Source organism: Streptomyces sp. NPDC050211, assembly GCF_040656035.1.
Taxonomy (GTDB): Bacteria; Actinomycetota; Actinomycetes; order Streptomycetales; family Streptomycetaceae; genus Streptomyces.
This window is the reverse complement of record NZ_JBFALC010000001.1, coordinates 171,665-190,932: the sequence shown is the minus strand read 5'-3', so window position 1 is coordinate 190,932 and position 19,268 is coordinate 171,665. Positions and strand designations below refer to the sequence as shown.

General features: G+C 71.4%; 16 protein-coding genes. 14 read left to right on the top strand and 2 right to left on the bottom strand.

All coding sequences use genetic code 11. From position 1 onward, the window contains the following. Nucleotides 1-74: 74 nt before the first annotated feature. Nucleotides 75-842 (bottom strand): type I methionyl aminopeptidase, encoded by a 768-nt coding sequence (gene map, locus AB0I98_RS00815; protein WP_362933202.1) that lies wholly within the window; start codon nt 840-842, stop codon nt 75-77. Between the two features lie 32 nt (nt 843-874). Between map and AB0I98_RS00810 the strand changes: the two genes are divergently transcribed. From AB0I98_RS00810 to AB0I98_RS00770, 9 genes are all read left to right on the top strand, one after another. Further along, nucleotides 875-1,129, top strand: coding sequence for a helix-turn-helix transcriptional regulator (locus tag AB0I98_RS00810; protein ID WP_210571873.1), 255 nt, complete (start codon nt 875-877; stop codon nt 1,127-1,129). Nucleotides 1,130-1,287: 158 nt separating this feature from the next. Continuing rightward, the gene (locus AB0I98_RS00805; protein WP_362933200.1) at nt 1,288-2,985 is read left to right on the top strand and encodes a hypothetical protein; all 1,698 of its coding nucleotides are present in this window, start codon (nt 1,288-1,290) and stop codon (nt 2,983-2,985) included. A 179-nt stretch (nt 2,986-3,164) separates the two neighbouring features. Further along, a complete protein-coding gene (locus AB0I98_RS00800) occupies nt 3,165-4,007 on the top strand; it encodes a nitrilase-related carbon-nitrogen hydrolase (RefSeq protein ID WP_362933197.1) in 843 nt (280 codons plus the stop codon). Continuing rightward, nucleotides 4,004-5,290: an aspartate aminotransferase family protein gene (locus tag AB0I98_RS00795; RefSeq protein ID WP_362933194.1), complete on the top strand. Its 1,287-nt coding sequence runs from the start codon at nt 4,004-4,006 to the stop codon at nt 5,288-5,290. The genes AB0I98_RS00800 and AB0I98_RS00795 overlap by 4 nt, the downstream gene beginning before the upstream one ends. 25 nt (nt 5,291-5,315) lie before the next feature. Further along, entirely contained in the window at nt 5,316-6,893 is a 1,578-nt protein-coding gene (locus AB0I98_RS00790; protein ID WP_362933191.1) for a PucR family transcriptional regulator, read from the top strand. Between the two features lie 155 nt (nt 6,894-7,048). Continuing rightward, on the top strand, nt 7,049-7,891 hold the full coding sequence (locus tag AB0I98_RS00785) for a nitrilase-related carbon-nitrogen hydrolase (protein WP_362933188.1): 843 nt from the start codon (nt 7,049-7,051) through the stop codon (nt 7,889-7,891). Nucleotides 7,892-7,957: 66 nt separating this feature from the next. After that, nucleotides 7,958-9,361, top strand: a complete 1,404-nt coding sequence (gene hydA, locus AB0I98_RS00780) for a dihydropyrimidinase (RefSeq protein ID WP_362933185.1) — start codon at nt 7,958-7,960, stop codon at nt 9,359-9,361. Nucleotides 9,362-9,372: 11 nt separating this feature from the next. Further along, complete coding sequence (locus AB0I98_RS00775; RefSeq protein WP_362933182.1) at nt 9,373-10,392, top strand: TIGR03842 family LLM class F420-dependent oxidoreductase; 1,020 nt, start codon at nt 9,373-9,375, stop codon at nt 10,390-10,392. A 166-nt stretch (nt 10,393-10,558) separates the two neighbouring features. Beyond that, nucleotides 10,559-12,085 carry an NCS1 family nucleobase:cation symporter-1 gene (locus AB0I98_RS00770; protein WP_362933179.1) on the top strand — a complete coding sequence of 509 codons (1,527 nt, stop codon included), beginning with the start codon at nt 10,559-10,561 and terminating at the stop codon, nt 12,083-12,085. Between the two features lie 17 nt (nt 12,086-12,102). On the opposite strand, the gene AB0I98_RS00765 is transcribed toward AB0I98_RS00770, so the two are convergent. Then, nucleotides 12,103-12,768, bottom strand: coding sequence for a hypothetical protein (locus AB0I98_RS00765; protein WP_362933176.1), 666 nt, complete (start codon nt 12,766-12,768; stop codon nt 12,103-12,105). A gap of 196 nt (nt 12,769-12,964) precedes the next feature. Here AB0I98_RS00765 and AB0I98_RS00760 point away from each other — a divergent pair, with 196 nt between their 5' ends. Genes AB0I98_RS00760 through AB0I98_RS00740 form a run of 5 tightly spaced genes read left to right on the top strand, consistent with a single transcriptional unit; the run spans nt 12,965 to nt 19,211 of the window. Beyond that, nucleotides 12,965-13,879, top strand: coding sequence for a hypothetical protein (locus AB0I98_RS00760; protein ID WP_362933173.1), 915 nt, complete (start codon nt 12,965-12,967; stop codon nt 13,877-13,879). Continuing rightward, nucleotides 13,876-16,122 carry a CHAT domain-containing protein gene (locus AB0I98_RS00755; RefSeq protein WP_362933170.1) on the top strand — a complete coding sequence of 749 codons (2,247 nt, stop codon included), beginning with the start codon at nt 13,876-13,878 and terminating at the stop codon, nt 16,120-16,122. The genes AB0I98_RS00760 and AB0I98_RS00755 overlap by 4 nt, the downstream gene beginning before the upstream one ends. A 23-nt stretch (nt 16,123-16,145) precedes the next feature. Beyond that, a complete protein-coding gene (locus AB0I98_RS00750; protein ID WP_362933167.1) occupies nt 16,146-16,391 on the top strand; it encodes a hypothetical protein in 246 nt (81 codons plus the stop codon). Continuing rightward, on the top strand, nt 16,388-17,353 hold the full coding sequence (locus tag AB0I98_RS00745; RefSeq protein ID WP_362933164.1) for a hypothetical protein: 966 nt from the start codon (nt 16,388-16,390) through the stop codon (nt 17,351-17,353). The genes AB0I98_RS00750 and AB0I98_RS00745 overlap by 4 nt, the downstream gene beginning before the upstream one ends. A 46-nt stretch (nt 17,354-17,399) precedes the next feature. After that, nucleotides 17,400-19,211, top strand: a complete 1,812-nt coding sequence (locus AB0I98_RS00740) for a gamma-glutamyltransferase (RefSeq protein WP_362933161.1) — start codon at nt 17,400-17,402, stop codon at nt 19,209-19,211. Nucleotides 19,212-19,268: the final 57 nt, after the last annotated feature.

Here is a 19,268-nt window from a genome sequence, read left to right as displayed (position 1 = left end):
CGATCTCGGCTTGCGGCTGCGGGTTGTGTGTGGCTGGTCGCGCAGTTCCCCGCGCCCCTGGCGGGGCGCTGCACTTACCGTTCGGTCAAGATGCGGGGGCCTGTCTCTGTGATTGCCACCGTGTGTTCTGCGTGGGCTGCTCTGGAGCCGTCGTTTGTTTTTAGGGTCCAGCCGTCTGGGGCTGCGTGGTAGGCGTCCTTGCCGCCGGCCAGGAGCATGGGTTCGATGGCGATGGCCATGCCGTGGCGGAGGGGGAGGCCGCGGCCTGGGCGGCCCTCGTTGGGGATGGAGGGGTCTTCGTGCATGCGGCGGCCGATGCCGTGGCCGCCGAAGCCCTGGGGGATGCCGTAGCCGGCGGCGCGGCAGACGGTGCCGATGGCGTGGGCGATGTCGCCGATGCGGTTGCCGACCACGGCTGCCTCGATGCCGGCGGCGAGGGCGCGCTCGGCGGTCTCGATCAGGCGGAGGTCGGCCGGGCGTGGCTTGCCGACGATGAAGCTGATCGCCGAGTCGCCGACCCAGCCGTCGAGTTCGGCGCCGCAGTCGATGGAGACGAGGTCGCCGTCGCGCAGCCGGTAGCGGGTCGGGATGCCGTGCACGATCGCGTCGTTGACGGAGGTGCAGATGACGGCGGGGAAGGGGACGGGGGCGAAGGAGGGGCGATAGCCGAGGAACGGTGATGTCGCGCCCGCGCCGCGCAGCACCTCACGCGCCACCTCGTCCAGCTCCAGCAGGGAAACGCCCACGTCAGCGGCTTTTCGTACGGCTGTCAGGGCCTGGCCGACGATCTGGCCGGCCGTGTACATCGCATCGATCGAAGTGTCCGTCTTCAGTTCCACCATGCCAATTACTATACCGGTATTAGAATGGTGGCATGGTACGCACCCCACTGACTCCACAAGAGCGTGAACGCGGCGAGCGGCTCGGCCGACTGCTGCGTGAGGCGCGCGGCGGCCGCAGCATGGCCGACGTCGCGGCGAGCGCCGGCATCTCCGCCGAGACGCTGCGCAAGATCGAGACCGGACGGGCCCCGACGCCGGCCTTCTTCACCGTGGCGGCGCTGGCCGGGGCGCTCGGTCTGTCGATGGACGAGCTGGCGGGGGGCTGCGTGCTCGCGGCGGCGGCGTGACCGGCGGCGTCCGCATGGCGGTGATCGGATTCGGTCACCGCCACAACTCCCGCACAAGGAGAGTCCTGCTCACCCCCGGAAAACACGCTGTAGCGTTCCCGTAACACGGCTGGTGTTGCCTACGGACCGGAGTGTTCCGGTCTGGCAGGAGTTGAGCGATGACTGTGGATCAACTCCCGGGTCGGATGCGGGAGTTCGCGAACTACCTGGACGGTCTGCTGGCACGCCTGGATCAGGGCGCCGGCTGGTGCGCGGTGTTCTGGCAACGCGACCCCGACGGCATGCGGGCCTGTCTCGACGGACGCGAAATCCCGCCCTGGGACGTGATGGAGGCGCTCCTTCAGGACCTCGCCGCCGACTACGGCCCCGATGCCGCCGCTCCCGAGAAGGACCGGGCCCGCTCCCTGCACGCCGCCGCACTCAACGCCCACGACGCCCGTCCCGGCGCCCGCGACGCCCTCGGGGACCGCCTGGACGTGATGCTCCGCGAGCAGCGCTACGCCGCCGAACGGCAGGCCGAGCTGGGCCGTTTGCTCGCCTCCGCCACCACCCGCGAACAGGCCGACGCCCACCGCCTCGACCTCGCCTGGGCCCGCGACGACCATGACCGCGCCACCGCCCGCTGCGCCGAACTCCGTTCCCGTATCGCGGAGTTGGACCGCAGATCGGTCGGCGGACAGGCGGCGGCGATCCGCCGGGGCGTCAGGCAGGGGACGTACGGGGACGGTGCGGGGGCCGGTGGGCAGGGAGCGTACGGCGACGCCACGGGGGTGCGGCGCCGCGGTGCGTACGACGATGGCGACAGCGGTGCCTACGACGACGTCTTCCCGCAGCCCGGCGCCCCGCAGCACACGGGAGCGCACCGGATGCCGCAGCAGCGCACCGCACAGTCCCCGGGCCCCGCATACGGTCCGCAGAACCCCCAGGGCCGGCACGCCGCCGGCCCCGAACACGCGTCGGGTCCTGTCCAGCACGTGAATCCGATGTACGGCGAAACCCGAGGCGCTGGAGGTCCCGCCCCGCAGGAAGCCGAAGACGCGGGGCGCGATCAGAGCCGGACCGCGAGTCCCGACCCGGCCCCCGAACAGCCCGCACAGCTCCCACAGCCCACCCCCAAGCAACGCAAGCGGCGCCGAGGCGGTGCGCGCTACGCCGGGATGGTCGAGGAAGAGGCCGCCCCCGTCGTCGTACCCCCGGACGCCGCCGTACCGGTGCTGCCCGAGCCGCCCGTCGCGGCCGGGCGTACGCCGCGTGGGGCCCGGTTCGCCGGGGTCGCCGCGGCGGAGGAGGCGCCGACGGCGGAACCGCAGGGCGAGTCGGTGGGCTCGGAGGCGCGGCGGCAGGTCGTCGGGACGGTCGAGACGCTGGCGCGGCTGCGGGCCGAGGGGCGTAGCGGTGAGGCGCATGTGCTGCTTGTCGAGGCCGCCTACTGGCCCGCCGAGCACTTTCCGCTGCTCGCCGCCGAGATGCAGCGGGCCGGGTTCGGTGCCGACTGGGCGACGCTGCTGTGGGAGGCGGCCTCGCTGCCCGCCGAGCGACTGGTCGCCGCCGCCGATGCGCTGGCCGCGGCGGGGCGGACGGCGGACGGGGAGCAGATCCTGCGGCAAGGTGTGGCGCGGCCCGCCACCGAGATCGGGCAGGCCGTGCTCGCGCTGGCCCGTGAGGGGCGGGGGCGCGAGGTCCGGGCGCTGCTGGACGCCTACGTCCGGGTCCGCACCCCGGAGGAGGCCGCGCGCAGCGCCGAGCCCGAGCCACAGACGCTCGTACCGCTGCTGCTGGAGGCCGCCCGGGGCGTCTCGGAGGAGCGCCACTGGGACCTCGTTCACGCTCTCCGGGTGGCCGGATTCGCCGCCTGACATGTACATCAGTACGGATGGGGAGGTCATCCGACTCACCCGCGGGAGTGTGAAACGTGATCGACTCAGCGGGTTAACGACGATGGTCTTGGCAAGGCTGTCCGCGAGGCTTACTTTCGACCCTCTACGGCAGTGTCTACGTGCGTAGAGGCTCTGACGTCCCGTCGAAGGAGCAGCTCATGGCCAACGTCGTTCGTGCCGCTCTGGTCCAGGCCACCTGGACCGGCGACACCGAGTCCATGGTGGCGAAACACGAGGAGTACGCCCGGGAGGCGGCTCGCCGGGGCGCCAAGATCATCGGTTTCCAGGAAGTCTTCAACGCGCCCTACTTCTGCCAGGTCCAGGAGCCCGAGCACTACCGCTGGGCCGAGCCGGTGCCCGACGGGCCGACCGTGCGTCGTATGCAGGATCTCGCGCGCGAGACCGGCATGGTGATCGTCGTCCCGGTCTTCGAGGTCGAGCAGTCCGGTTTCTACTACAACACCGCGGCCATGATCGACGCCGACGGCACCTTCCTCGGCAAGTACCGCAAGCATCACATCCCGCAGGTCAAGGGCTTCTGGGAGAAGTACTACTTCAAGCCCGGCAACGTCGGCTGGCCCGTCTTCGACACCGCCGTGGGGAAGATCGGCGTCTACATCTGCTACGACCGCCACTTCCCGGAGGGCTGGCGGCAACTCGGTCTGAACGGTGCCCAGTTGGTGTACAACCCGTCGGCCACCTCGCGCGGTCTGTCCGCCTATCTGTGGCAGCTGGAGCAGCCCGCGGCCGCCGTCGCCAACGAGTACTTCGTCGCCGCGATCAACCGGGTCGGGCAGGAGGAGTACGGCGACAACGACTTCTACGGGACGTCGTACTTCGTCGACCCACGCGGGCAGTTCGTGGGGGAGACCGCGAGCGACAAGGGCGAGGAACTCGTCGTCCGGGACCTCGACTTCGACCTCATCGAAGAGGTACGGCAGCAGTGGGCCTTCTACCGCGACCGACGGCCCGACGCGTACGAGGGGCTGGTGCAGCCGTGACCAAGGACCTGCTGGGACGCCACCGTGCCGTCCTGCCCGACTGGCTCGCCCTCTACTACGAGGACCCGCTGGAGCTCACCCACGGCGAGGGGCGGTACGTCTGGGATGCCGCGGGCAACCGCTATCTCGACTTCTTCGGCGGAATCCTGACCACCATGACCGCGCACGCGCTGCCCGAGGTGACGAAGGCGGTGAGCGAGCAGGCCGGGAGGATCATCCACTCGTCCACGCTCTACCTCAACCGGCCGATGGTCGAACTCGCCGAGCGGATCGCCCAGTTGTCCGGCATCCCGGACGCCCGCGTCTTCTTCACCACCTCCGGCACGGAGGCCAACGACACCGCCCTGCTGCTCGCCACGACGTACCGCCGCAGCAACACGATCCTGGCCATGCGCAACAGCTACCACGGCCGCTCCTTCAGCGCCGTCGGCATCACCGGCAACCGCGGCTGGTCCCCGACCTCGCTGTCCCCGCTGCAGACGCTGTACGTCCATGGCGGCGTCCGCACCCGCGGCCCGTACGCCTCCCTGAGCGACGCCGAGTTCATCGCGGCCTGCGTCGAGGACCTGACGGACCTCCTCGGCCACACCCGCCCGCCCGCCGCGCTGATCGCCGAGCCGATCCAGGGCGTCGGCGGCTTCACCTCCCCGCCGGACGGGCTGTACGCCGCCTTCCGCGAGGTGCTCAGCGAGCGCGGCATCCTGTGGATCGCCGACGAGGTGCAGACCGGCTGGGGCCGCACCGGCGAGCACTTCTGGGGCTGGCAGGCGCACGGCCAGAGCGGTCCGCCCGACATCCTCACCTTCGCCAAGGGCATCGGCAACGGCATGTCCATCGGCGGGGTCGTCGCCCGCGGCGAGATCATGAACTGCCTGGACGCCAACTCCATTTCGACGTTCGGCGGCACCCAGATCACCATGGCGGCGGGGCTCGCGAACCTGACGTATCTGCTGGAGCACGACCTCCAGGGCAACGCCCGGCGCGTCGGCGGACTGCTCATCGAGCGGCTGCGGGCCGTCACCGCGCAGATTCCCGGCGTACGGGAGGTGCGCGGGCGCGGGCTGATGATCGGCGTCGAGCTGGTCAGGCCCGGCACGGACCAGGCCGACCCGGACGCCGCGAGTGCCGTGCTGGAGGCGGCCCGCGAGGGCGGGCTGCTGCTCGGCAAGGGCGGCGGCCACAACACCAGCGGCCTGCGGATCGCCCCGCCGCTGTCCCTGACCGTCGCGGAGGCCGAGGAGGGCGCCGCGATCCTCGAACACGCTCTGAGGAGCACCCAGTAGCAGAACCTGAGCAAGGGATCACGCCATGACCACCACCGCCTTCGAGACCTTGGAGACCCTGGAACCCGCTCTGTCGGTGCGCCAGGTGCTCACCCTGGAACGGGTGCTCGCCGGGGAGCCCGAGGTGGTGGCCGGCGCGAGCCAGCTCGACCGGCCCGTGCGCTGGGTCCATGTCGCCGAGGCCGCCGACGTGGGCGTGATGCTCAGCGGCGGCGAGATGGTGCTGACCACGGGCGTGCTGCTGGCCGGGGACGAGGACAAGCAGGCCGAGTACATCCGGTCCCTGTACCGCGCGGAGGCCGCGGCCGTGGTTCTCGGACTCGGCCGCGCCTTCCCGGCCCCGCCGGACGTGATGCGCCGGGCGGCCGAGCGGTGCGGGCTGCCGATGGTCGTGCTCCATCGCCCGTTCCCCTTCGCCGAGTTGACCGAGGAGGTCCAGTCCCGGCTGGTGCGGCGGAAGTTCGCCGCGGTCAGCCTCTCCGAGGCCGTACGGACCGCGCTCACCGGACTCATCACCGCGGGCGCCCCGCTGCAACGGCTGCTCGACGAGGTCGCCCACCACAGCGCCTGCCCCGTCGTCGTCACCAACCTCGCCCACCGCGTCCTCGCCACGGCGGGGGAGCGGCCCGCGGTGGACGACGTGCTGCGGGACTGGGAGCGGATCGCCCGGCAGGCGGGCGGGAGTGAAGGGGACGGCTGGATCCGCGCCGAGCTGGGCGGGCGCGGGGAGCGGTGGGGGCAGATCATGCTCTGCGGGTACCGCGGCGACACGGCCGCCGGACGGCTGCTCGCCGACCGGGCCGCCGAGGCCCTCGTGCTGCACCGCATGCTCGGCGGCGGCACCGCGCACTCCTGGGAGGAGGAGTCGGCGCAGGGCCTGCTCACCGACCTGGTGAGCGGTGTCGTACCGGCCAGGCAACTGCTGCCCCGGGCACGGGCGGCCGGGCTCCCGGTCAACCGGCGGACCTTCGTGCCGCTCGTCGTCCGTGACGGCGATCCGGCCCAACTCGACCGTATGCTCCGCCTGTTGGGGCTGTCCGGCCTGGTCGCCGAACTCGCCGACGGCGCCACCGCCGTCCTGCTCAGCCTGGCCCGGGACCAGGACGCCGACGCGATGACGGCGCACTTCGCGGCGCGGCTGCGGACCGAGTCGGGGTCGGGGGAGTCCGTGGTCGCCGCGGCCGGTCCGCGGATCGCCTGGGACGACGTACCGGCCGGACTGCGCGAGGCACAGCACGTCGCCGACGCCGTGGCGGACTCCTCGGCGGTCCTGGACCTCCCGGCCGTCGTACGCCTGAAGGACGTACATCTGCGGGGCCTGATCCGGCTGCTGCGCGACGACCCACATGTGCAGTCCTTCGCGGAGCGGGAGCTGGACGGGCTGCTGTGCGAGCCGGAGGAGGACCTGCTGGCCGTCCTGCGGACGTATCTCGCCTCCGGCCGCAACAAGTCCCGCACCGCTCAGCTCCACCACGTCTCACGGCCCGCGCTGTATCGCCGGCTCGAGGCGATACAGGGGCGGCTCGGCGTCGACCTCGACGACTTCGAGCAGGCCGCCTCGGTGCACATCGCGCTCCTCGCGCATGACGCGCAACAGAGCTGAAACATGCGACGACCTGGGAAAACGGCGGTGAAACATGGGTCCACGACAGGGTGACACCGTGACACGCCGCACCCCCGCAGACGTGACACCGTGCAACTCAAACCCGCTCTTCGGACTTCCTAGGCTCCTCGCACACCGAGCGACCGGAGGTCCCGATGAGCCGAGTGATTCGTGCCGCCCTCTTCCAGACCGCGTGGACGGGCGACAAGGAGTCGATGATCCAGGTACACGAGCAGGCGGTCCGCGACGCGGCCGCGCAAGGTGCTCAAGTCCTGTGCTTCCAGGAGCTGTTCTACGGGCCCTACTTCTGCCAGGTCCAGGACAAGGCCTTCTACGAGTACGCGGAAGCGGTCCCGGAAGGCCCGATCGTCCGGCGCTTCCAGGCGCTCGCCGAGGAACACGGCATCGTGCTCGTCCTGCCGATGTACGAGGAGGAGCAGCCCGGCGTCCTCTACAACACGGCCGCCGTGATCGACGCGGACGGCTCCTACCTCGGCAAGTACCGCAAGCATCACATCCCTCAAGTGCCGGGATTCTGGGAGAAGTTCTACTTCCGCCCGGGCAACGTCGGCTGGCCGGTCTTCGAGACGGCCGTAGGGAAGATCGGCGTCTACATCTGCTACGACCGCCACTTCCCGGAGGGCTGGCGCGCACTGGGTCTCGCCGGTGCCGAGATCGTCTTCAACCCGTCGGCCACCTCGCGCGGCCTGTCCGCCTACCTGTGGCAGCTGGAGCAGCCCGCGGCGGCCGTCGCCAACGAGTACTTCGTCGGTGCGATCAACCGGGTCGGTGTCGAGGAATACGGCGACAACGACTTCTACGGCACGACGTACTTCGTCGACCCGGAAGCCCAGTTCGTCGGCGAGGTGGCCTCCGACAAGGAGACCGAACTCGTCGTCCGCGACCTCGACATGGCCAAGCTGCGCGAGGTCCGCGACCGCTGGCAGTTCTACCGCGACCGCCGCCCGGAGGCGTACGGCCCACTGACGGCACCGTAAACGCCCTAAGGGGCGCGACCAGCCACACACGACCCGCACTCGACCACAACCCAGCGGAGTCAGCCCATGAACACCCGTACCGTCATCCGCGGCGGCCTCGTCATCACCGCATCCGACGAGATCCACGCCGACGTCCTGATCGAGGACGGCCGCATCGCCGCCCTCGCCACCTCCGGCACCCCCGCCGCCGAGGCCTGGACCGCCGAGCGGGTCATCGACGCCACCGGGAAGTACGTGATCCCGGGCGGGGTCGACGCCCACACCCACATGGAGCTGCCGTTCGGCGGCACCTTCGCCTCCGACACCTTCGAGACCGGCACCCGGGCCGCCGCCTGGGGCGGTACGACGACGATCGTCGACTTCGCAGTGCAGAGCGTGGGCCACAGCCTCCGCGAGGGCCTCGACACCTGGCACGCCAAGGCCGAGGGCAACTGCGCGATCGACTACGCCTTCCACATGATCGTCTCCGATGTGAACGAGGAGACGCTGAAGGAGATGGATCTGCTGGTGGAGGAGGGGGTGACCTCCTTCAAGCAGTTCATGGCGTATCCGGGCGTCTTCTACTCGGACGACGGCAAGATCCTGCGCGCCATGCAGCGCTCCGCCGAGAACGGCGGCCTGATCATGATGCACGCCGAGAACGGCATCGCGATCGATGTGCTGGTCCAGCAGGCGCTGGCCCGGGGCGAGACCGACCCCCGGTACCACGGTGAGGTCCGCAAGGCCCTCCTCGAGGCCGAGGCCACCCATCGCGCCATCAAGCTCGCGCAGGTCGCCGGTGCGCCCCTGTACGTCGTACACGTCTCGGCGATGGAGGCAGTCGCCGAGCTGGCCCGGGCGCGCGACGAGGGGCTGCCCGTCTTCGGGGAGACCTGCCCGCAGTATCTGTTCCTGTCGACCGACAACCTCGCCGAGCCCGACTTCGAGGGCTCGAAGTACGTGTGCTCCACGCCCCTGCGGCCCAAGGAGCACCAGGCCCACCTGTGGAAGGGCCTGCGCACCAACGACCTCCAGGTCGTCTCCACCGACCACTGCCCCTTCTGCTTCGTGGGCCAGAAGGAACTGGGCCGGGGCGACTTCTCCAAGATCCCCAACGGTCTGCCGGGCGTCGAGAACCGGATGGACCTGCTCCACCAGGCCGTCGTGGACGGGCACATCAGCCGCCGGCGCTGGATCGAGATCGCCTGCGCCACCCCGGCCCGGATGTTCGGCATGTACCCGAAGAAGGGCACCATCGCGCCGGGCGCCGACGCCGACGTGGTCATCTACGACCCGCACGCCGAGCAGGTCATGTCCGCCGAGACGCACCACATGAACGTCGACTACTCGGCGTACGAGGGCAAGCGCACCACCGGCCGTGTCGAGACGGTCCTGTCGCGGGGCGACGTCGTCATCAACGAGCGGGAGTACACCGGACGCGCGGGTCACGGCGTCTACACCCCGCGCTCCACCTGTCAGTACCTCACCTAGGAGTGGCGCCCATGGACTTCGGACTCGTCCTGCAGACCGATCCGCCGGCCTCGAAGGTCATCAGCCTGATGAAGCGGGCCGAACGCAACGGCTTCACGTACGGCTGGACCTTCGACTCCGCCGTGCTCTGGCAGGAGCCGTTCGTGATCTACAGCCAGATCCTCGCCAACACCACGAAGCTGACGGTCGGCCCGATGGTCACCAACCCGGGCACCCGTACCTGGGAGGTCACCGCCTCCACCTTCGCCACCCTCAACGACATGTTCGGCAACCGCACCGTGTGCGGCATCGGCCGCGGCGACTCCGCGATGCGCGTCGCGGGCCGTACGCCGAACACGCTGGCCCGGATCAGCGAGGCCATGAAGGTCATCAGGGCGCTCGGCTCCGGTCAGGAGGCGGACCTCGGGGGCACGGTCATCAAGTTCCCCTGGATCAGAGAGGATGCCCAACTCCCGGTCTGGATGGCCGCGTACGGGCCGAAGGCCCTGAAGATGACCGGCGAGGAGGCCGACGGGTTCATCCTCCAGCTCGCCGACCTCTACCTGACCGAGTACATGGTGAAGGCGGTCAAGGACGCGGCGGTCGCGGCCGGACGTGACCCGTCCGACGTGACGATCTGCGTCGCCGCCCCCGCCTACGTCACCGAGGACGACTCGCCCGAAGCGCTCGCCCACGCCCGCGAGCAGTGCCGCTGGTTCGGCGGGATGGTCGGCAACCACGTCGCCGACCTGGTGTCGAAGTACGGCGAGCACTCCGCCGCCGTCCCCGACGAACTCACCGACTACATCAAGGCGCGCGAGGGGTACGACTACTCCCACCACGGACGCGCCGACAACCCCGACACCGCGTTCGTGCCCGACGAGATCGTCGACCGGTTCTGCGTCATCGGACCGGTCGAGAAGCACATCGAGAAGCTGAACGCGCTGCGCGAGCTGGGCGTCGACCAGTTCGCCGTGTACGACATGCACGACGCTCAGGAAGCCACGATCGACGCGTACGGGTCGCAGGTGATCCCGGCCGTCAACGGCTAGCAGTTCACGGGCAGTCGATGCCCGTCCCCCCTTGTACGTCCCCTTCCCGCCGTTCCCGGGAAGGGGCCCCAGGCCGCCCCCGCGTCTCAACGGTGTCGGGGCGCACCCCCCTCGGCGCCACCCGCACGGCCTTTCCCCGTCCCAACCTCCCCTGATTGGCCTGCCCATGACCGACACCGCTCCCACGGCCACACCGCCGTCCACTCAAGTCACCCTCGCCGACGGCCGGGTGGAGATCGCCCCGGACGCCCCCGCTCCGGGCGGTGCCTACGCCAACGAGGACCTGCTGCCGGTTCCCGTCGAGAAGCGCACCTGGACCACGTACAACTTCTCCGCCCTGTGGGTCGGTATGGCCCACAACACGGCCTCCTGGACCCTGGCCTCCGGTCTGATCGCCGTCGGCATGGACTGGAAGCAGGCGGTGCTCACCATCGCCCTGGCCAATGTGATCGTGCTGGTCCCGATGCTGCTCACCGGGCACGCGGGACCGAAGTACGGCATCCCCTTCCCGGTGTTCGCCCGCGCCTCCTTCGGCATACGCGGCGCCAACCTCCCCGCTGTCGTACGGGCGTTGGTGGCCTGCGGCTGGTTCGGCATCCAGACCTGGATCGGTGGCGAGGCGATCTACTTCCTGGCCGGAAAGCTCATCGGCAACGGGTGGAGCGACGCCGGGAAGGTCGGCGGGTACCCCTGGACGATGTGGCTGTCGTTCGCGATCTTCTGGGCTCTCCAGGTCGCGATCATCTACCGGGGCATGGAGACGATCCGCCGCTTCGAGAACTGGGCGGCGCCGTTCGTGATCGTCGGCGCGCTCGTGATGCTCGTGTGGATGAGCAACAAGGCCGGCGGCTTCGGCCCGCTGCTCGACCAGCCCTCCAAGCTGGGCTGGGGCGGCGACTTCTGGAAGCTGTTCTGGCCCTCCCTCATGGGCATGATCGGCTTCTGGTCCACCCTGTCGCTGAACATCCCGGACTTCACCCGCTACGGCAAGAGCCAGAAGGCGCAGATGTGGGGCCAGGCGCTCGGCCTGCCCACCACCATGACGCTGTTCGCGTTCCTGTCGGTGATGGTGACGTCCGGCTCGCAGGCGGTATACGGCGAGCCGATCTGGAACCCGGTCGAGCTCGCCGCGAAGACGGACAACGTGGTCGGCCTGCTCTTCGCGCTGGTGACCGTGCTGGTGGCGACGCTGTCCGTGAACGTCGCAGCCAACCTGGTCTCCCCGGCCTTCGACTTCTCCAACATCGCGCCCCGCAAGATCACTTTCCGGACCGGTGCCCTCGCGACCTGTGTTATCGGCGTGTTGATCTTCCCGTGGAAGCTGTACTCCGACCCGCAGGGCTACATCTTCACCTGGCTCGGCCTGGTCGGCGGTCTGCTCGGTACGGTCGCCGGCATCCTCATCGCCGACTACTGGATCCTGCGCCGCGCCAAGCTCGACCTGGTCGACCTGTACCGCCCGGGCGGGCGCTACTGGTACGAGGGCGGCTGGAACTGGCGGGCGGTCGTCGCCTTCGCGGCCGGCGGCGTGCTGGCCATCGGGGGCGCCAGCTTCGACCCGCTGATCGACGGCCGGCCCATCCCGGCGCTGTCGTCGCTGGCGGACTACGGCTGGGCGGTGGGCCTGGGCACCTCGATGGTGCTGTACCTGGCCCTGATGCTGCTGCGCGGCCGGGGGAAGACCCTGGTCTGACCGGAGCGGGAGGACGGTCAGCCCTTCTTCTGGCCGTCCTCCAGCGTCGCCACCGCGTCCTTGGCCGCCTTGATGGCGCCCTTGTTGATCTCGTCCGTGCTGGGCGCCTTCTTGGACTCGAAGTCGCTGCCGTTGTAGGTGATGACCACCAGCGCGTTGGACGAGCGGACCACCACCATGCCCTCGCGGGTCTGCTGCTTGTCCTGCGTGGTGAGGTTCACCACCGAGTAGCCCGCGTCGCCCAGGCCGGGCACATCACCGCCGCCGCTGTCGTTGGAGACGCGCTGCTTGTACGACTTCTCCGCCGCCTCCTCCGAGTCCATCACCTCGAAGGACACGTCGAGCCAGCGGTAGTCGTAGCCCTTGAGCGCGTTCCAGGAGCAGGTGCGGCGCACCTTCGAGTCCGTGGACGCGATCTCCTTGCCGGCCGTCTTGGCGCCGGGGACCAGCGACTTGACCGTCTTCACGGGAACGCTCGTGCACGGGGCGGGCGCGGCGTCGTACGCCTTCGACGCCGCCGCAGTGGCGGGTGCGGTCGGCGACTGGGACGCGTTGTCCTGGCCGGCCTTGTTCTCGGCGGCCGGCGTCGAGGAGCCGGACGACAGGGCCCAGGCCGACACGGCGAGCACAGCGACCGGGGCCAGACGCGCGGAGAGGGTGAGCGGCAGGGGTAGCGAACGCACGGCGCACTTCTCGTGGGGGACGGTGCGGACGGGGTCCGCACTGCGGACGGGACGCCAGTGTCACACGAGTGCCTGTGGGTTGAAAGTGCAACTTCGCTCCGTGCCTGTGCGGTGACGGAGGCCACGGCGGTTGGGTGCGTTATATGCGTTTCTGCCGTGCTTCTGCTCGGTCGGTCAGCGGGGCTACCCTGGCGCCATGCCAACGGGGAGTGGCGGTTTCACGGTCCAGGACGACGACGCGTACGTGCGCGAGTCCCTCTACATCGAAGCGGGACTGAGCCGAGCCCTGGACGACGAGCCCGGCGAGCCGCCCGGCGACGTGCTGACTCTGGACTCGGCCGCGCTGCGCGCACGGGCGCAGCACGTGTACGCCACCGAGGGGCCTGCCGCGGCACGCCGCATGCTGCTGAAGGAAGCCGGGCACCAGAGGCGCTGGCTCCGCGCGGTCGAGCTCGGTCTCGCCGGCAACGACGCGACGGGCCCGGAAGCCCAGGCGGCACTGATGGGCGGCGCGCTGGCCCAGATCATGCTGGAGGCCGCCCTGCGGGGCATCGAGGCGGGCCTGCCGCCCGAACGGATGGCGACCGAGGCCGCCGCCGCGGCCGCACTCGACGCGGGGACCGAAACTCAGGCGCTCGCACTCCAGGTCCTCTCCCTGAGCTACCGCCTGCAGCAGCGGCCCGAACTCGCGCTCTCCGTGTTACTGCGCGGGCCCACCGGTGACTCACCGGGCCGCCACCTGCTGTTCGTCCTCGACGCCGCCCGGCAGGCCCACACGCTGCGGCGGGGGCAGGTCGCCGAACTGCTGGCGCTCAGTGGCTGGCCGTGTGACCCCACCGGACTCGTCAGGGAGCTGCTGCACCGGCTGGTCGACGAACAGGTGCCCACCGACCGGGAGTTGGCCGCGCGGGTCGCGAGGCGCCGCGCGGCCTTCGAGGCCGGCGACTGGACCGCCCTGCGCGAGCTGGCCCTGTCCGACGTGGTGTGGCTGGAGGAGGACGCCACGCTGTGGCGGGCACTGTCGGCGATCCTGCGTGCGTACGGCGCCGCGGACCAGGCCGGACTCGCCGGGGCCGTGGCCGATGAACTCGCCCTGAGGCAGGGGCCATGACGCACCGGGAGACGACGGACACTCCGCGCCGCTCGGAGTCGGTCTACGAGGCTTATCTCACCGCGCACCCGGGCGAGGGATTCGCCCTGATCAGGCTGGGGCCCTCGGCACTCACCCATGTCCACTTCGTGGAGGAGGAGTTCCTCGTTCCGTCGGCCTTCGCGCAGGACCTCCAGGCCGGCGCGACGATATCCCAGGAGATGTTGATGGCCGCCGCCTGGGAGGCCCTGGGACCCATGGCGCGGCACGGCGCCGGCCCGGCCCTCGGCGCCCAGGTCCTCGTCGCCGTGGGCGGCAACCAGCAGCGGTCGGCCGCCGATCCGCGACGCCACGTCCGGCTCGTCCTGTCCGCCCTGGACGGATTCCGCGGCCGGGGCCTGCCCCGCCACGAGGGGCGCGGCTGTCTGGAACTCGGCCGTGCGCTCACCGCGCAGGGCTCGATCCCGGACGCCGTGACGGCGTACGCACGCGGCCGGGCCCTGTTGGAGGAGGCGGGTGACGACCACGGTCTGCGCGCCGCGCACGCACGGCTGGCCGCCCTCATGGCCCGCCTCGGCCTGTTCGAGCAGTCGCTGCTGCACGCCGAGGACGGACAGCGGATCGGCCGGCGCCTCGGCGACGGAGCGCCAGGGAGCCCGAGCGGCGGCCACGAGCACTTCACCCGGTTCCTGCACCATCAGCGGGCCCGTGCGCTGACCAGGATCGGACTGGTCCAGGAGGCCGAGGCCGAACTGGCGCAGTGGCGCGAGAGCACCGGAGACGGCGACGACCACGATCTTCTCGCGGCCACGGCCGAGTTGAGGATCAGTCAGGAACGCACTGACGAGGCCGTGGAGGCGTACATCCGCGCGATCGACGCCAGATTCGCCGACCTCAGAGTCGCGGCGCTGCCCGGCCGCACCTTCTACCTGGAGAACAGCGCCACGGTCTTCGGTGGAGCCGTCGGCTCGGCCATGCGCATGGGCCGCGCCGACCTGGCGATCGGCATGCTCGCCGCGATGGCGAGCCGCGGTCCCGCCCGCCCCGACGGGGCGCCCGCGTCCGGCACAGCGGTGCTGCGCGGCCTGGACACGGAGATCGCACAGCTCGCCCGTACCGCCACGGGGGCCGCCGTCGCACGGGACCGTCGCGGCCTGCACTCGCTGGGCGACCGGGCACGCATGCTCCTGGAGACGAGGGAGGCCGTGCTGCACGAGTCGTCCTCGGAACGCCGCCGGGTCACGGTGACGGATCTCGCGCGTTCGGTTCCCCGGGCCGTCCGGCCCGGGGAACTGCTGCTGCACTACGGCCGGTCCAGCGAGGACGAGGTGGTCCTGTTCGCCGTGACCGGGGGCACCGTCCGGGATCTGCGGCTGAACCTCGGCACCCCGGAGGTGGAGCGGCTGACCTCCGACGCTCACGAGGAATGCCTGCGCCGGGCCGGCAGCGACGCCCTGAACCGGCTCGGCGAGGCCGTCCTGGCGCCCGTCGCCGACCTGATCCCGGCGGCCTCCCGGATCCACGTCGTCACCCAGAGCATCCTCGAGGACTTCCCCTTCCACGCCGCACCCTTCCGCGGCCGGCCGCTGGTGACGTACGCGGAGGTACGGCTGCTGCCCTCCCTGGCGCCCCTGAGGCCGGACGGCGTACGGCGACCGGAGCGGCCGGCGGACCGCCCGGCCCGCGCCGTGGTGGCCGCGGTGCGCCGACCGCGCTACGAACTGCTCCCCGAACTCCAGGCGTTGCGCGCCGAGGCGGCCGCCGTGCGCGCTACGTTCCCCGACACCACCGGTCTCTACGACGACGACGCCACGGCGAGCGCGGTGCACTCCGCACTCGGCACCGCGGACGTGCTGCATCTCGCCGGGCACGCCGCCTTCGAGCCCGCGCACCCCAACATGGCCCGGCTGCTGCTCGCCGACCGCCCGCTGTTCGCCTTCGAGATCGCCTGCGCCGACCGCGTGCCCGCCCTGGTCAACCTCAGCGGCTGCCGCGCCGGTGCGGAACGCCGCAGCCTCGGTGGCGAGGGTGAAGGGCTGGCCGCCGCCTTCCTCGCGGCCGGCGCCCAGACCGTCGTCGCCCCGCAGTGGCCGGTGCGTGATGACGCGGCCCTGCGCTTCAATGAGCTGCTGTACGGCCAACTGTCCCGCCCGGGAACGCCGTTGGGGCAGGCCGTGCGCGACGCCCAGCTCGGACTCATGACAGACTCCCGCTTCGGGCACCCGGGCCTGTGGGGTGCCTTCACCATGCTGGGCGGACTCTGACGAACCACCGAGGAGGGGAGCCGATGGGGACCTCCGGACAGCCCGAGGACCACACGGACGGGCCGGACGAGGAGATCACGACGCAGGACTGCCACGTCGTGGACCGCGAGGTCTACGGCACACCCCCGGGATCAGGGCTGCCCGGCTGGTCGATGACCGTGCTGCTCTTCGAGTGCGCCGAGCACGGCGAGGAGAAGGCCGTGGACTACTACGACCCCGACGAGCCGCCGCGCTGCACCCAGGGCGACCTCATGGTCCGTAAGCCGTGAACACCCTGCTCGAAGTCGGCCTGGGCGGCGCCGAACGCCTCCTCGGGTCCCGGTTCCTGATCGCCGTACTGCTCCCGGTCCTGCTGGCCGCCGGTGCCTCAGGAGCAGTGGGCCTCGCTGCCGCCGGCCACACCCCGGCAGACGCGCTCAGGGCCTGGCAGGAGTACGGCGCGTCCGGTCAGCTGCTGGCGGCGCTGTGGGTCGTGCTCGGCCTGGTCGGCGCCGCGTATCTGCTCGCGCTGTTCCACCTGCCGGTGCTGCGGGCTCTGGAGGGCTACTGGCCGGACCGGCCGGCGCTGCGCGGGGTGCGGCGGCGCCGTACCGACCGGCAGCGGGCCCGGGCCCGGGACGGCTGGGCCCGGGTGGCGGAGCTGCGCGAGGCGGGCGAGCACACCTGGGCCTCGGCGCTCTCGGGCCACCTGCTTGCCGTCTACCCGCCGCCGCCCCGGCTCGCGCAGGGCTGCCTGCCGACGGCGCTGGGCAACCGGCTGCGTGCCGCCGAGTACTACCCGCTGGAGCGCTACGGCATCGACGCGGTCGTCGTCTGGCCCCGGCTCTACCCGCTGCTCCCGCCGGAGGCGACCGGCCGGGTCTCCTCCGCCCGTACCGCCCTGGACGCCGGTGTGAGCCTGCTCGGGCTGTCCGCCGTCTTCGGCACCGTATGGCCCCTCGTCCTCCTGGCCCGGGGCGGGCACCTTCCGCTGGCCGGGCTGACCCTGCTGGCCTGGCCGGTCGTGTGGGCCGCCCACCGGGCGACCCTCCAGGCCGCCGGCGCCTACGGTGAGGAGGTGCGAGTCGTCTTCGACCTGCACCGGCATGCGCTCCTGCGTCGGCTGGAACTCGCCGTACCCGCTGACCTCGAGCAGGAACGGCGCCTGTGGGACGAGTTGGCCCAGTTCTACCTCCGCAACCTGCCCCTCGTGGCGGCTCGACCGAACCCCGGCGGGGCGCAAGTGCCATAGTCGAGGGGACGGTTGATCGTTCCGGCACGGCGAGGTGGCACGCTGCATGTTCACGACACGACCCACCCTCCAGGGCACCTTCGGCATGGTGTCCTCCACGCACTGGCTCGCCTCGCAGTCCGCGATGGCCGTGCTGGAGGACGGCGGCAACGCATACGACGCCGCCGTCGCGGGCGCCTTCGTGCTGCACGTCGTGGAGCCGCATCTCAACGGGCCCGCCGGCGAGGTGCCGATCCTGCTCGCGCCCGCGGACGGTGAGGTACGGGTGCTGTGCGGGCAGGGCGTCGCCCCCGCCGGCGCGACGGTCGCGCACTGCAAGGGGCTCGGCCTGGACCTCGTACCCGGCACGGGACCGCTGGCCGCCGCGGTGCCGGGCGCCTTCGACGCCTGGATGCTGCTGCTGCGCGATCACGGCACCAAGTCCCTGGACGACGTCCTGAAGTACGCCATCGGGTATGCCGAACACGGGCACGCGCCCGTGGAGAACGTCGGCGCCACCGTCGAGACCGTACGGCAGCTCTTCGAGTCGGAGTGGACCTCGTCGGCGGAGCTGTACCTGCCGGGCGGGAAGGCACCCCGGCCCGGCGCACTGCTGCGCAATCCCGCTCTCGCGGCCACCTGGAAGCGGCTGCTCGCCGAGGTCGCCGGGGCCGGGGACCGGGACGCGCGGATCGAGGCGGCGCGTGCGGTGTGGCGCGGCGGCTTCATCGCCGAGGCGCTGGTACGGCAGTCCGCGCGCCCCACCATGGACACCAGCGGCGAGCGGCACACCGGCACGCTCACCGCCGCCGACCTCGCCGGGTGGTCCGCGACCTACGAGGCGCCGGCGACGTACGACTGGAACGGCTGGACCGTGTGCAAGGCCGGACCCTGGAGCCAAGGACCGGTCCTGCTCCAGCAGTTGGCGCTGCTCCCGCACGAACTGCCGCCCTACGGATCCGCCGACTACGTCCATCTGCTCATCGAGGGCTGCAAGCTCGCCATGGCCGACCGGGAGGCCTGGTACGGCGACGCGGCCGACGTGCCACTCGACGAGCTGCTGTCGGCCGACTACAACACGGCCCGGCGTGCGCTCGTCGGGGACAAGGCCTCGCACGAACTGCGGCCCGGCAGCCCGGGCGGACGCACTCCGCGACTCGGTGCGCACGCGCGCGTGATCGCCCCCGACGTCCCGGGCTTCGACCCGATGGGCGCCGGCGAGCCGACCGTCCAGAAGCTCGCGGGCCTGCCCGATGTCGCCTCCGACGGGCACACGCGCGGCGACACCTGCCACCTCGACGTCGTCGACCGCTGGGGCAACATGGTCGCCGCCACGCCCAGCGGCGGCTGGCTGCAGTCCAACCCCGTCGTGCCCGAACTGGGCTTCCCGCTCGGTACCCGGCTGCAGATGACCTGGCTCGAGGAGGGCCTGCCCGGCTCGCTCACCCCGGGGCGCCGGCCGCGCACCACGCTCACGCCGTCAGTCGCACTGCGCGACGGGGTGCCGGTCATGGCGTTCGGCACGCCCGGCGGGGACCAGCAGGACCAGTGGCAGCTGCACTTCTTCCTGGCGGTCGCCCTGCGCGCCCGGGTCCGCGGCGGCCTCGACCTCCAGGGCGCGATCGACGCCCCGAACTGGCACAACGACAGCTTCCCGAGTTCCTTCTACCCGCGCGGCATGCGGCCGGGCAGCGTCACCGTGGAGTCCCGGACGGACGCGGAGGTCGTCGAGGAGCTGCGGCGGCGCGGGCACGACGTGACCGTGGGCGAGCCGTGGTCGGAGGGGCGGCTGTGCGCGGTCGCGCGGGATCCGGAGAGCGGAATTCTGTCGGCGGCGGCGAATCCGCGGGGGATGCAGGGGTACGCTGTGGGGCGCTGAACGCCCGAAGAGGGGCGAAGAGGGGTGTTCATCCCGATTCCACCCGCGGTACATGGG